This window comes from Faecalibacterium sp. Marseille-Q0746, from assembly GCF_017377595.1.
Classification (GTDB): domain Bacteria; phylum Bacillota; class Clostridia; order Oscillospirales; family Ruminococcaceae; genus Faecalibacterium; species Faecalibacterium duncaniae.
Genome location: NZ_JAFREI010000008.1, coordinates 86709 through 100350 on the forward strand (window position 1 = coordinate 86709; position 13642 = coordinate 100350).

Sequence of the window (13642 nt, forward strand, 5' to 3'; positions counted from 1 at the left end):
TGAAATGGGAGTGTTTCTCCTCATGCGGGGAAGCTCTCCATAAAAAATGCCCGAAAAGATCTCTCCCTTCGGGCATTGGAATGCGGAATATTAGCCGTTCAGGGAATCAATGGCGGCTTTGGTGTGCTCAATGTAGCGCTGCTGGATGTCCTCGATCTCACCCAGACCGGCGATCTGGCACTCCACGGACGCGAAGTCACCGGAGGCCTGGAACTGGCTCAGCCAGGAATCGTCATCCGCACCGGCCATATCGTTGTTGGCGTGGTCACCGGCAACGACCATCAGGGGGCGCAGGATGACCTTGGTGTAACCGGCGGCCTTGACAGCCTCGATGACGTTCTCGCAGGCTGTCTCCTCGGGCTCACCCTCCACCGTGCCGATGAACACGTTGCTGTAGCCCAGGGTCTGCATGGCGGTCTGCATCTGGCTGTAGCTCACTTTTGCGGTGTGGGAGGTGCCGTGGCCCATAAAGACGAAGGCGACCTTCTCCTCAGCAGCGGCATCCAGGCTGTCGAAACCGGCATCCTTCACAGCAGCAGCGGTAACGGCCTTGGCAACAGCTTCCTTGTCGGCGTTGATGACGGCAGCATCGGCACCAACCTCGCCCAGCAGGGGCTCGGCAACGGCGACACTCTCGAACTTGTCCTTGTACTCGTCGATCATCTCCATCATCTCGTCGTACTCTGCACCGTGCATCAGGTGGGTGGGCTGGACGACCAGGTTCTTCACGCCGTTGGCCACAGCGCGGTCCAGAGCCTGCTGCATGTTGTCGATCTTCTCGCCGTCGCGGGCCTGAACATGGTTGATGATGATCTGTGCGGTGAAGGCGCGGCGGACAGACCAATCGGGATAAGCGGCCTGCAGCGCATCCTCGATGCCCTTGATATCCTTCACTCGGCTGTCGTTGAAGGAGGTGCCGAAGGAGACCACCAGCAGCTCATTCTCGCCGATGTCGTCCTGATTGCGGCTGTCGTCCTTGGAAGCATCGCCGGTGTCGCGGCCAAAGTAGTCAGGGTCAGCCTCTTCGCCCTCGACCAGCTCCTTCTGGGCATCGGTCAGGGCATCCCATGCGGCCTTGGCGGCCTCACACTGGGCATCGGTGTCATCGGTGCGCTCCTGCACATAGATGGCATCGATCAGGTCTGCAACGTTCTTTGCGGCCAATTCGTCAGCCTCCTCGCCGGAAACCTCGCTGCTGGCAGCAGATCCTGCCGTGCTGGAAGCAGTGGTGCTGCTTGCGGCACCGCCGCAGCCGGTCAGTACACCGGCGCAGAGGGCCAGAGCGGTCAGAGCGGCCACTGCTTTGTGGATGGTGCGTTTTCTCATTTTTGTTCGTTCCTTTCCTGTTTTTGAACATGATTTTTGCTGAACAGAAGGTACAGGAAAGAGTGCCCGGCAAAACAAAAGGGGCCTTTCTGCTTGCGGGATGGCAAAGCAAAAAGGCCCTTTTCAGTTTTTTCAGGCTTTTTGGGTACAACCAATTCCTCGTGATCTGGGGCTTGCGCCCCCGTACCAACAGCGGGCAGGTTTCCTGGCTGAAAGCTCAACATCCACCGCCGCCTTCCCGGAACATGCGTTCCAGTGACCGGTGCAGCTGCACCCTGGCGGTAAACTCCCTATCACAGTGACGAGATCGTGCGGGATTTGCACCCGCTTCCCTTTTAACGTGCCTGCCCCCGGCCAGAGCCGCGGGCGGTACGCACCTGCTGTTTTCTATTCAGTTCGCTGTTCAGTATAACATACTCAACGGAGGAATGCAATCACCACTCCGGGGAAACTTCCGGGCTCACAGGCGGTGTTTTTTCCCCGATCAGGGCCACCGCCACATCGTTGACATTGGTGCCCGTTGCCCCGGTGATGATCAGGCCATCCACTGCTTTCAGGGCGTGGTAGGAATCGTTGTTCTGCAAAGCAGCGTATCCGCTCCAGCCCCCGGCCTCCAGCGCGGCAAGGGTATCCCCATCCACATAGCCGCCGGCGGCATCGGTGGGGCCGTCTGTGCCATCGCTGCCCGCAGAGAACACCGCCGCGTTCAGCCCGGCAATGGCGGGCGCGGCCGCAAGGGCCAGCTCCTGATTTCTTCCGCCAAGCCCTTTTCCGGTCAGGTGAACGATGGTCTCGCCGCCCGCGATGTAGGCCAGCTTTTTCCCCTGCCCTGCCTGGGTGCGAACAATGGAGCCAAGAAAGCTGCCTGCTTCCCGTGCTTCGCAGCAGAGTTGGTCGGTCAGGAGAACCGGTTCATATCCCAGATTCCGGCAGGCACTGGCCGCGGCACGGCAAAGCTCCCGCACGCTGCCGGTGATCCGGGTGGTCACATTGTCCAGCGTTTTGGGCGTTTCCTGCGCCAGCAGGGCCCGGGCCTGTGCTGAGAGTGCCAGATGATACTTTTCGGCAACGGCAAGCGCCTGGGCGCAGGTGGAGGTATCCGGCACCGCCGGGCCGCTGGCGATCATATCCAGCGGATCCCCCAGAATGTCGCTCAGCACGATGCTGAACACCTGCGCAGGGGCACAGCGCTGCGCGAACCGCCCGCCCTTCACACCGGAAAGCCGCTTGCGGATGGTATTCATCTCCACAATGTCGGCCCCGCTGGCCAGCAGCTGGCTCGTGATGTCCTGCAGCTCTGCCCCGGAAACGAGCGGCTGCTCGAACAGCGCACTGCCGCCGCCGGAAAGCAGGAACAGCACCGTATCCCCGGCAGTCAGCCCCTGCACCAGCGCCAGCGCCTTTTGGGTGGCCGCAAAACCGTTTTCATCCGGTACCGGGTGGCCCGCCTCATAGCAGGTCACCCCGGGGATCTCACCTTTCACATGGCCGTACTTGGTCACGACCACGCCGCCATCCACCCGGCCCAGCGTTTCAACCGCCGCGTGTGCCATCTGCCAGGCCGCCTTGCCCGCCGCCACCAGAAGCACCCGGCCCTTCCCGGGCCGGAGATCCCGCAGCGCGCGGCGCACCGCCTCATCCGGCAGAACAGCGTTCAGGCTGGAACGAAGAATCACATCCGCATCCCGGCGCAGTGCAGCATTCATAGACTCGCCCTCCTTGCAGCGGTGTCCGCCCCTCCGGGACAGCGCACCAGAAACAACCGAATAAAAAATCAAGACCGACGATCTCTTTTGAAATCGTCGGTCTTGTTCCAATCCGAGTGGCGAGAATCGAACTCACGGCCTCTTGAACCCCATTCAAGCGCGCTACCAAAACTGCGCTACACCCGGACATCTGATTGAGCTTGTCGCTCACGGCTCAATCAGTATACCCGAAGAATGGTGTTTTGTCAAGCACTATTTTCAAATTTCTTCTTCATTTTCGGCAATGGCCGTTGTGCTGCCCACCGGCTGCGGAAACTCCACCGTAGCCAGCGCCACAGCGAACACGCTCTGCGCACCGGCATCCAGCAGAGCCTGCGCGCAGGCCGAGGCCGTGGCTCCGGTGGTCAGGACATCGTCCACCAGCAGAATGCGCTTTCCCTCCACAGCCTCCGGCCGGGCCACCCGGAAGGCCCCCGCCACATTGGCCAGCCGCTCGTCAAGGGAGAGCCCCTCCTGCCGCCGGGTGGAGCGGGCACGGGTCAGCGCGTCCGTGACCACCGGCACGCCCACCGCCCGGGCAAGGGGCTGTGCCATCCGCTCCGGCACATTGTAGCCGCGCTTTTTGCTGGAGGCCGGTACCGGAAGGATGCAGTCGTAACCCCTGTCAAGGCCCGGTACCGGTTCGGGCAGGGGCTCAGAACCATGCATTCTGATCTCGCTGCCAAAGAGCAGGCGGGCCATCTCCACGCCCAGCTCCACAGCTGCCCAGGGCGCGCCCTGATATTTTGCCCGCAGCACCGCGCGGCGGACAAGGCCGGTGTATCGGTAGGGCGCGGCTGCCCCATCCAGCCGCCCCAGGTAGTGCTCGGAGCCGCGCAGCCGCATGGAGGGTGCACGGCGCAGCTCTGCCAGCTCATCGGCGCAGTCCGGGCAGGCAGGCTGGTTCCCCAGCACCCGATCACAAAAAGGGCAGCGGCGCGGGTAAAGCACCCAGCGCAGCTGCCGCAGTGTGCGGCTCAGGCCGCTGTAATAAAGCATCAGTCGTTCTTGACCGCAATGATGACGCGGACCTTTTTTCCGGCAGCGCAGCCGAAATTATCGTACCAGCCAGTCAGCTGGTAGCCTTCCGCATCCACCTGAGCCAGCTTGGTGGGGTAATACTGGCCCTTGTACCACAGGTAGACCTGCACATTGTCTGCCATCTCGTAGCGTTCATTGCCCGAGAGCACCGAGGCCGCGCCGACCTTGTCGATCTTCAGGGGCATCAGCTGCATCATGGCCTTGACAGAGCCGGTGGTCTCCTGCCGCACGGCAATGCCGCCCGCCAGCACCGGATACTTGATGGCCGTGGTGTAGCTGGCCGCCGCGCCGTTGACGTAGCAGACATAGGTCGCCCCGCCGCCGATGTAGTTAAAGATCTGCTTGAAGGGGGTGCCCGTGATCTCCGCGATCTGCTGGAAGCCAATGCTCATCAGGGAGCCGGTGTTGCTGGTCAGTTTCTGCCAGGCCGTGCTCAGGATATCGCCCGAGACGATGCCCCACAGGATCTCGCTGGTGGTGGGCACCAGCAGGTTGGACAGGCGGTCTGCCGCCGTGGTACCGGTCACAGTGGTGGTGGTACCCGAGGCAGAGCCGGAGCTGTCGGTGCCGCCCGTGGCCGCTCCGGTGGTGGTGCCTGTCGTGGTCGTAGTGCCGGAGGCGGAATCTCCCGCCACAATGCCGGTGACGAGGCTCTTCAGGTCAGAATAATTCATGGCCAGATTTTTCACATCGTCCAGCACGCCGTAGCTCCACAGGTCGCCGGTCACATCGTTCAGGATGAGCCGGTCGATCTGTCCGGCATCGTTGACGGTATAGTAACGGACATCGAGGTCACTCAGTGTTACCCCCGATAGGCGGCTGGGACGAACCGTCCCAGCCACACCCTCCGAAGTCGTATCCAGAATCTCTACATCGTCGGCCAGGGCGGCAGCGCCCAGCGCAGTGGCATTGGTATTGATGGTGCCGTTGACGCGGCGGTCATCGATGTGTTCCACGCTCTCGCCCTCCGGGGTGACCTTGATCTCTACCAGCCACCCCTGCGGAAAGTTCAGGCTCTTGTCCACGTTCACCGTGCGGGCAATGCCATCGGTGCACATGACGGAGACTTTCTGCAAAACATCCGCGCCGTTCTCTTCCACCAGACTGCGGGTGGCGGTCTGCACGACACCGTAGAACACGCTGTCGGCTTCCTCGCCGGTCACGATCCCGGCAGCCTCATTGTTCATGCCCAACAGCAGGGTGACGACCTCGCCCACGCCGCCGCCGTTGAGGGAGGACACCTGGGAGGCCACCGCAGAGGAGCCCAGCGTATAGCTGGTGCCTGCCACCGTTACACTGGTGGGGGCACTGGCACTGGGCGAAACTGCCGTGATGCGGCCAGCGGCGCGGCGGGTGTAGACCCACAATGTCTGTAAACTCTCACTGTAATAATACACGTCGTATTTGTTCAGCTCCGCAGATTCCGACGCTTTATCGTTGCGGTAGACCATCTTGGGAACAAAGGGCAGCTGGACCGTATCGCCCGCCACAAAGGGGCCCTTCAGGCTCTTGAGCATGACGCTGGAGGTATCCACCTGGCCATTGGAGACCGTGAAGCCCAGGCTGCTGCCGTAGGCACTGCCGCTGGCGGTGTTGGCTGTCAGGGCGTTGTAGAACAGCAGGGCGCACTCCTCGTAGTTGAGCGCCTCGCCCTGGCTGCAGTCCACCTGATTGCGCAGGCCCAGCTCACTGGCCTTGTTCAGCTGTGCGTTGGGGAAGGAGCCGCTCAGGTCGGTCATCTTATAGCCCATCAGCTTGAGGATGGCCGTGACCGCCTCCTCCAGCGTCACAGCGTTGTCGGGCCGGAAAGAGCCGTCGGTGTAGCCGTTCATCCAGCCGTTCTGCACCGCAATGCGGACATAGGGTGCATAGGGCGAAGTGCCGGGCAGGTCGGTGAACAGGGTGCCCACTGTGCCCTGAGAGCCCACGCTCTCGCGGTAGGTGGAGTAGGACACCAGCATCCGGGCCAGCGCACCGCGGGTGACCACAGCGTTCAGGGCAGCCTGCTGGCTGCTGTCCATCGCGTTCAGCGTGATGGACAGCTGGACCGCCGTGTTGGCGTTGCCCGCTGCCGATGCCGGCAGCACCAGCATCGACACGGCAATGCTTACCGCCAGCAGAAATGCAAGGATTCGCTTTTTCATGGAAAATCCTCCTTAAAATAGTTTCTAATGTATTCCGGGTTGCGGCTCCCAGCGTCTGCTTCGTGCAAAGCCTTGCACTTGCATCCTGCTGGCCGCGGCCCCAACAACTCCTCCCTTCATCCGCCACTGGCGGCGGTCGTCGTTGTTGCCCCTATTAGGGGAGCTCCGCAAGGCGCTGGCAAAGCCAGACCGAAGCGGTAAGAGGTTTAATCATATCTCAGCGCTTCAATGGGGTTCAGCCTTGCGGCGCGCTTGGCGGGCAGATAGCCGAACAGCACACCGATGCCCACTGAGATGCCAAAGGCCACCACGATGGAGTTGAACGAGGGGCTGACGGTCACATCAATGCTGCTGGAGATCATGGGCAGGATGCGGTTTGCCGCCATGGACACGATATAGCCAAGGACGATGCCCAGCACGCCGCCCAGTGCGGAGGTGGTGGCAGCTTCCACCACGAACTGCGACAGGATCACCCGCTCCTTGGCACCCAGTGCCTTGCGGATGCCGATCTCCCGGGTGCGCTCGGTCACCGACACCAGCATGATGTTCATAATGCCGATGCCGCCCACCAGCAGCGAGATGCTGGCAATGCCGGTAAGGATGATGATGACCATGTTGATCATCTCGTTCATCTCCTCCAGCCACTCGCTGGCGCTGTAGATGTAGTAAGTGTTGTCGCTCTTGAGCAGGTCGTACAGACCGCTTTCCACCACCGCCTTGGCCTCGTTGGCGCGGCTCTCGTCCTTCATAATCGCAACAAAGTTCTTGGCGCTGGACTGGTTGGAGAGCCGCATGGCCGTGGTGTAGGGCAGATAGATGCAGTCATCATCGGAGCCCTGCTGCAGGTTCTTGTCCGTCACCTTGGCGTTCAGCACGCCCACGATCCGGAACTTGTAGGCCCCCAGCTTGATGGTCTGGCCCACTGCGTTGCCGCCGTAGGCTGCCCGGTTGAGGTAATCGCCGATGATGCAGACCTGCTTATTGTCCTTGATGTCCATGTACTGCAGGCCGCGCCCCTGGGCGAGGGTATAGTTTTTCATCTCAGTGTAGTGCTCGTCCACACCGTAAACACTGGTGCCGTAGCGGTAGGTCGTGGTGCCCACCTTGGGGGTGTTGTTGCTGAAATCGATCTGGGGCGAGACTGCGGAGATGAGCTCCTTGTTCTTATCCGCGATCTTATACACATCCTCCACCGAGGCGGTGCGGGAGCCGTAGCCCCAGACCTGAATGGACAGGGCATTCGTGCCCAGCGCCGAAAAGCTGTCCCGCATGCTCTGGGTCATGCCGTTGCCCAGGCCCACGATAACGATGACCGCCATGACACCGATGATGATGCCCAGCATGGTCAGGAAGGTGCGGAGTTTGTTGCTCCACACATTCTGGAGGGCCTGACGGAAGGTCTCAATGATCATTTGTTCCCCTCCTGTTCTGCCGATTCAAAGTTCAGCGTCGGCTGGACGATGGCTTCCGGCGCGCGGGAGTCGCCATCGTAGACCACCTGACCATCCTCCAGCCGGATGATGCGGTCGGCCTGCACGGCAATGGAGTTGTCATGGGTGATGAGCACCACCGTATGGCCCTGCCCATGCAGGTCCTGCAGCATTCCCAGCACCTCGCGGCCGGTGTGGCTGTCCAGCGCGCCGGTGGGCTCATCCGCCAGAATGATCGCCGGGTTGCGCACCAGCGCCCGCGCGATGGATACGCGCTGCTGCTGGCCGCCCGAAAGCTGGTTGGGCTTGTTTTTCAGCTTATCGCCCAGCCCCACCTGCTCCAGCACCTCGCGGGCCCGGCGGTGGCGCTCGGCGCGGGGGATGCCCGCATAGACCAGCGGCACCTCCACGTTTTCCAGTAAGTTTAATTTGGGCAGAAGATTATACTGCTGGAAGATGAACCCCAGCATCTCGTTGCGGATGGAGGCCAGCTCGTTCCGGCTCATCTTGCCCACATCCCGGCCGTTCAGCCGGTAGGTGCCCGCCGTGGGCACATCCAGACAGCCGATGATGTTCATGCAGGTGGACTTGCCGGAGCCGGACTGGCCCACAATGGCAACAAACTCGCCTTTTTCTATTTTCATGGTGATGTGGTCGGCGGCTTTTACCGTGGTGTCGCCCATCTGGTAATACTTGCAGACCGCATCAAATTCGATCAGAGCACTCATTCCATCCTCCCATCAGAAGATCATCATGCCGCTGCCATCGTCATAGTAGCTGTCGCTGCTGACCGAGTTGGGGTCGTAACCAATGGTGTCCCCCTCCTGGATGCCGCTGACGATCTGGGTGTAATCATCATCGCTGACACCGGTCTTGACGGCCACATAGACAAAGCCCTCGGGTGCCTCCATGGTGGCATCCGCCTTGGAAGCGCTGGGGGAATCCTGGGTCACCAGCACATAGCCGCCCCGGACGATGGCCGCATTGGGCACGGTCAGGGCATTGGCAGCCTCGGCCACCACGATCTCGGCATTGGCGTTCATGCCGGGCCGCAGGCCGTCGGTCTCGTCAATGCGGATGGTCACCGGGTAGGTGGTGGTGCCGCCGTTGGAAGCGCCCTTCATGGAGACGCGGGTCACAGTGCCCACATAGTTCTTATCCTGCACGGCATCGGCCGTGATCTGCACCTTCTGGCCCACAGTCAGGGAGCTGATCTGCAGCTCGTCCACATTGATGACCATTTCCAGATAGCTCAGGTCGTAGATGACGCAGAGGGTATCGCCGGATTTGACCGCATCGCCCACCTTGGCATCCTTTTCAATGATGGTGCCGCTGATGGGAGAGGTGACGGTATAGTTGGCCATGGTATCCTGCAGGTTCTGCAGGGAGATCTCAGCGCTGCGCAGGGTCTCAGAGGCCGACTGGATGCTCTCGGTCAGGTCATCGCCGCTCAGCTCGATCAGGATATCGTCCTTGGCAACAGTCTGGCCCTCCTGCACATGGATGGAGGTCACGGTGCCTGCGGCCTGTGCGGTCAGGGTACGCTCTGCCTGATAGCCAAAGGTGGCAGAGCCGATGGAGCTGACCCCGTTGATGGAGGCGGTGGCCGCCTGCGCGGTGGTCAGGCCACCCGCGTTCCGCACGGCAATGGTCACGGTGCGGGTGAGCAGGTTGCCGGTGCTCAGGGCATCCGTTCCGGTCACGCTGGTCACGGTGCCGTCCAGCTGCTCAAAGGTGCCGTCCAGCGTCACCTGGGCGGTCTGGCCCACGCTGAAATTGGCGGCATCAGCGGCGGGGAATTCCAGCGTCAGCAGCATTTTGGAGCTGTCGCGGATGATGGCGACCTCCTGCCCGCTGGTCACCTCGTCGCCCTTGGCGACCTTCAGGGTGCTCACGGTGCCATCCACCTCGGCACGCACATACTGGCGGTCCACCACCTTGTCATAGCTGCGCTGTGCCTGCTGCATGGCGATCTCAGCCTTTTCAAAATTGGTGGAAGCGTCCGAGCTGTCCAGCGTGTAGAGGATGCTCCCCTCATCCAGCACGTCGCCCTCCTCGAACTCGCCGGTGAGCACCTTGCCCTCCACCAGAGATTTCACGGTGTAGGTGTTGGCAGGGTTCAGGGTGCCGGTACCGCTCAGGGTGTTGGAGACATCCCGCACTTCAGGGCTGGTCTCCAGATAGCTGGGGTCCACGGCTGTGGTGCTGGCGCTCTTGGGCTTGAGCAAAAACACACCGCCCGCGATCACCACACAGACCACCGGCACGAGCCATTTCCAGTTCTTCTGCAAAAACAGCACCGGGGCCTTGGTTGTCTGTGCCGCAGGCGTTTCCGCACCCGGGTTCTCCGCGCCGTCCTTCTTCTTATTCCAGATCATCATGTTCCTCCTATCAAATTCAGGCCCGCCGGGGGCGGCCTGTCAGGTTCCTTTCCTATGTATAGGTGTAGTGTATCGCATTTTGCCCGGATACACAAGCGTCCAAATTTCGTTTGATCGCTTTTCAGCAAATTTTCACAGATTGTAAACCTTTGTGCAAATCGCAAGTTGACCTGTCTGCCGCTTTCTGGTTTAATCGGGACGTTGTTTGAACCAAACCAGAGGAGGATTTTTTCTATGAATCAGACCAGTAAGTTCTCGGTGCGCGATATCTGCTACGCGGGCCTGTTTGCCGCCGTCATCGCCGTGATGGCACAGATCTCCATCCCCATGCCGCTGGGTGTGCCCATGACCATGCAGACCTTCGCCATCACGCTGGCGGCTGTGGTGCTGGGCTCCAAGCTGTCCGCCATTGCCACGCTCGTTTATCTGCTGCTGGGCGCTGTGGGCGTGCCCGTGCTGGCCAACTTCTCCGGCGGCATCGATAAGTTTGTCGGCCCCACCGGCGGCTTTCTGATCTCCTTCCCCATCATGGCCTACATCATCGGCCTTGGCGTGGAGCACAGGGATGCTTTCAAGGGTGCTTTCCCCGTGGCGGTTGTCGTGGGCACCGTGGTCAACTATATCGTGGGTGTTATCCTGTTCGTGATCGTCGCCCACAGCACCGTGTCCGTGGCTGTTTCTGCCTGCGTTCTTCCCTTCATCCCCACCGCCATCATCAAGGCTGTGCTGGCCTGCGTGCTGGGCCTGAACATCCGGAAGCGGATCCCGGGGGTAAAAAAGGCATGAGCATCGTACTGCGCCCGCATCACCTGCTCTGCACCCAGGGCTACTCCGGCCATGGCTACAGCGAAGCCTTTGTGGAGCACATGAACGATATCGTCCATCAGCTGCGGGATGTGCCCGGGACGAAGATCCAGCTCACCTTCTCCACCGACACCCTCTGTTCCTGCTGCCCCAACAAGCTGGACACCGACCTGTGCGACACACAGGAAAAGGTCAAGCGGTACGACCGCAAGACTGTGGAGTATTTCGGGCTGGAGGAAAAGGAATACGACTACCAGGCCCTCATCCGGGAGATCGATGCCAAAGCCACCCCCGAGATGCTGGCCGATATCTGCCGGGACTGCTGCTGGTTCCCCATCAGCGCCTGCTGCAAGAATATCTGCGAAGGCAAATACGTGAAATAACATTTCCCCCTATACAACAGGCCGCCGTGCAGGATCATCTCCTGCACGGCGGCCTCTTTGTTTTATTCTGTTTCTGCGGCCTGCACCGTTACATAGACCCCGGCGGGGACACAGGCGGCCCAGGCATCCTGCTCGCTCAGCCAGTCGAATTGCTCGCACACATGGTCCGGGCACTGACTGTCGAGAAAGGCGATAGCCCCATCCTTTACCTGCAGATGCACGATATAATCGCCCACATCATACAGATAATCGTGGTCCTCGTCCAGCGGGATCGTTTCGGTGATGCCGTCGCCGAAATCGACCACGGCCACCAGCGGCTCCGCTTTGGGGGCGTTGGCACGGTACAGCACGAACAGGAGTGCTGCCGCGGCCAGCACCACGGCCGCAAAGATCAGGTTTTTCTGCCAGCTTTTCAGGCGTTTCATGCAGCGTACTTGCTTGCAGCTGCACCTGCAATGCGGCCAAAGACAACGAAGTCAGAGACAGCAGTGCCGCCCAGACGGTTTGCACCGTGGACACCACCGGTCACCTCACCTGCTGCGAACAGGCCGGGGATGATCTCGCCGTTCTCGTTCAGGACTTCGGTGTTGGTGTTGATCTTCAGGCCGCCCATGGTGTGATGAACGCCTGCGGTGACCTTGATGGCATAGTAGGGAGCGGTATCCAGCTTGTTTGCAAAGCTGGTGCGGCCAAAGTCGGGGTCATTCTTGGCCTCAACGTAGCCGTTCCAGGTGTTCATGGTCTCGGCCAGAGCAGCGCCGTCCACGCCGATCTGCTCAGCCAGTTCCTCATAGGTCTTGCCCTCGAAGGTGTAGCCCTTCTTGATGTAGCCCTGAATGACACTGGAATCATCGACCATCTTCTGGTCAATGATCAGCCAGCTGTAGCTGCCGGGCTGTGCGATCTCAGCGGCAGAGACCACGTCACGGGTGCCGACTTCATCAATGAAGCGCTTGCCCTCGGAATTGATCAGAACAGCGCCGTCGCCGCGCAGACCCTCGGTGATCAGAGAAGCGCTGTCGTACTGGACAGTGGGGTGGATCTGGATCTGGTCCATATCCACGGTGTCAGCACCGATGGCCTGTGCCATCTTGATGCCCTGGCCCAGGATGCCAGGGGCGTTGGTGGTCATAAAGCCCTTCAGCTCGGGCTTATACTCAACGACCATATCCATGTTTGCGCCGAAACCGCCGGAGGTCAGGATCACGGCCTTGGCGTTGATGGTAATGGTCTCACCGGAAGCGCCGGTGGCCTTGATGCCAACAGCAGCGCCGTTGTCATCGGTCAGGATCTCGGTGGCGGTGGTGTTCACCATGATCTGGACACCAGCCTTCTGGCAGTCCTCCTCCAGCAGGGGCACCATATAAGCACCCACGGAGACGACCTTGCCCTCCTCATTCACAGGGCGGTGGATTCGCTTGACAGATGCGCCGCCTGCAGAGGAGACGCTGTTCAGGGTAATGCCCTGCTCACCCAGCCAGTCGATGGCATCAGCGCTGTTGGAGCACAGGGTCTCCACCAGAGCAGGGTCATTGACACCCTTGCCGCCGATCATGGTATCCAGCTCCATCAGCTCCACAGAGTCGAAGTAGCCCTTGGGGTCAGCCTGATAAGCAGCCCACTGCTCAGACACAGTCTTGGCCAGAGCGGTGATGGTCTCGTTGTCAGCATACTTTTCAGCAGCGGTCTTCAGGGTCTTTTCGACACCTGCGCCCTCGGCGAACTCGTTCTCATCCTGATACACGGTCTTACCGGCGTTCATGCCGCCGGTAGCGCGCACGGAGTTGCCGCCCACCACGGGCTGGCTCTCCACGATGACAACGCTCTTGCCCTCGCTGGTAGCAGTCAGGGCAGCGGTCATGCCTGCGCCGCCTGCGCCCACGATGACGATGTCGGTATCAACGGTAGAGTCCTCAGCAGGCTCAGCGTTGTTCTCCACAGCGGTCTGGAAATCCTCAGGCTTCAGACCAGCAGCGGTGATGGCAGCAGCGGCTGCCTCCTTGATGGCATTGGAGGTGATGGTTGCGGTAGACACGCCGTCCACGGCAATGCTGCCGCTCTCGGCAATGGCAGCGGGCAGCTGCTCGATTGCCTTGGAGCCCACGCCCTTGGTCTCATCGGCACCCTCAGCGGTGCAGCCGGTGATCTTGCCGTCGGTCAGGGTCAGGGTAACGGTAACATCGCCGCCAAAGCCCTTGGCAGTGCCGGTAAAATCGCCGGTAGCACCCGCGCCGGTGGTGGAGGCGGGCTTGCTGCCGCAGCCGTAGCCCAGCAGGCTCACTGCAACGACAGCGGCCATGGCCAGCGCTGCAATGCTCTGTTTCATCTTCGTGTTTTTCATGGTTTCTTCTTTTTCCTTCTTAGTTGAAGCAACGTTGCAGGCAGTTA

The 13642-nt window shown here is 60.9% G+C and carries 12 protein-coding genes, 1 tRNA gene and 1 riboswitch; of the genes, 2 read left to right on the top strand and 11 right to left on the bottom strand.

The genetic code is table 11. The features are described 5' to 3' along the window. Positions 1 to 90: 90 nt before the first annotated feature. The 9 genes from J3351_RS06460 to J3351_RS06500 form a co-directional block, all read right to left on the bottom strand. Positions 91 to 1326: a sirohydrochlorin cobaltochelatase gene (locus J3351_RS06460; protein ID WP_207697366.1), complete on the bottom strand. Its 1236-nt coding sequence runs from the start codon at positions 1324 to 1326 to the stop codon at positions 91 to 93. After that, positions 1323 to 1547: a hypothetical protein gene (locus J3351_RS06465; protein WP_156066495.1), complete on the bottom strand. Its 225-nt coding sequence runs from the start codon at positions 1545 to 1547 to the stop codon at positions 1323 to 1325. The genes J3351_RS06460 and J3351_RS06465 overlap by 4 nt, the downstream gene beginning before the upstream one ends. Continuing rightward, positions 1504 to 1722: riboswitch (cobalamin riboswitch) on the bottom strand. Its footprint overlaps the gene before it by 44 nt. A gap of 38 nt (positions 1723 to 1760) precedes the next feature. Next, on the bottom strand, positions 1761 to 3032 hold the full coding sequence (locus tag J3351_RS06470; RefSeq protein WP_207697367.1) for a glycerate kinase: 1272 nt from the start codon (positions 3030 to 3032) through the stop codon (positions 1761 to 1763). Between the two features lie 111 nt (positions 3033 to 3143). Further along, positions 3144 to 3218: transfer RNA gene (locus tag J3351_RS06475), tRNA-Pro, on the bottom strand. A gap of 72 nt (positions 3219 to 3290) precedes the next feature. Continuing rightward, on the bottom strand, positions 3291 to 4070 hold the full coding sequence (locus tag J3351_RS06480) for a ComF family protein (RefSeq protein WP_207697368.1): 780 nt from the start codon (positions 4068 to 4070) through the stop codon (positions 3291 to 3293). Further along, entirely contained in the window at positions 4070 to 6256 is a 2187-nt protein-coding gene (locus J3351_RS06485) for an S-layer homology domain-containing protein (RefSeq protein WP_207697369.1), read from the bottom strand. The genes J3351_RS06480 and J3351_RS06485 overlap by 1 nt, the downstream gene beginning before the upstream one ends. A gap of 206 nt (positions 6257 to 6462) precedes the next feature. Then, complete coding sequence (locus J3351_RS06490) at positions 6463 to 7668, bottom strand: ABC transporter permease (RefSeq protein ID WP_207697370.1); 1206 nt, start codon at positions 7666 to 7668, stop codon at positions 6463 to 6465. Beyond that, positions 7665 to 8414: an ABC transporter ATP-binding protein gene (locus J3351_RS06495; RefSeq protein ID WP_117506087.1), complete on the bottom strand. Its 750-nt coding sequence runs from the start codon at positions 8412 to 8414 to the stop codon at positions 7665 to 7667. Before J3351_RS06495 ends, J3351_RS06490 begins: the two co-directional genes overlap by 4 nt. 12 nt (positions 8415 to 8426) lie before the next feature. Beyond that, positions 8427 to 10064, bottom strand: coding sequence for an HlyD family efflux transporter periplasmic adaptor subunit (locus J3351_RS06500; RefSeq protein WP_242699329.1), 1638 nt, complete (start codon positions 10062 to 10064; stop codon positions 8427 to 8429). A 237-nt stretch (positions 10065 to 10301) separates the two neighbouring features. Here J3351_RS06500 and J3351_RS06505 point away from each other — a divergent pair, with 237 nt between their 5' ends. Further along, on the top strand, positions 10302 to 10853 hold the full coding sequence (locus J3351_RS06505) for a biotin transporter BioY (protein ID WP_035394764.1): 552 nt from the start codon (positions 10302 to 10304) through the stop codon (positions 10851 to 10853). Next, the gene (locus tag J3351_RS06510; RefSeq protein WP_156072428.1) at positions 10850 to 11254 is read left to right on the top strand and encodes a DUF1284 domain-containing protein; all 405 of its coding nucleotides are present in this window, start codon (positions 10850 to 10852) and stop codon (positions 11252 to 11254) included. The genes J3351_RS06505 and J3351_RS06510 overlap by 4 nt, the downstream gene beginning before the upstream one ends. Positions 11255 to 11316: 62 nt before the next feature. Here J3351_RS06510 and J3351_RS06515 read toward each other — a convergent pair whose 3' ends face one another. Continuing rightward, positions 11317 to 11679 carry a NusG domain II-containing protein gene (locus tag J3351_RS06515; protein ID WP_207684207.1) on the bottom strand — a complete coding sequence of 121 codons (363 nt, stop codon included), beginning with the start codon at positions 11677 to 11679 and terminating at the stop codon, positions 11317 to 11319. Then, entirely contained in the window at positions 11676 to 13595 is a 1920-nt protein-coding gene (locus tag J3351_RS06520) for a flavocytochrome c (RefSeq protein WP_207697371.1), read from the bottom strand. Before J3351_RS06520 ends, J3351_RS06515 begins: the two co-directional genes overlap by 4 nt. Positions 13596 to 13642: the final 47 nt, after the last annotated feature.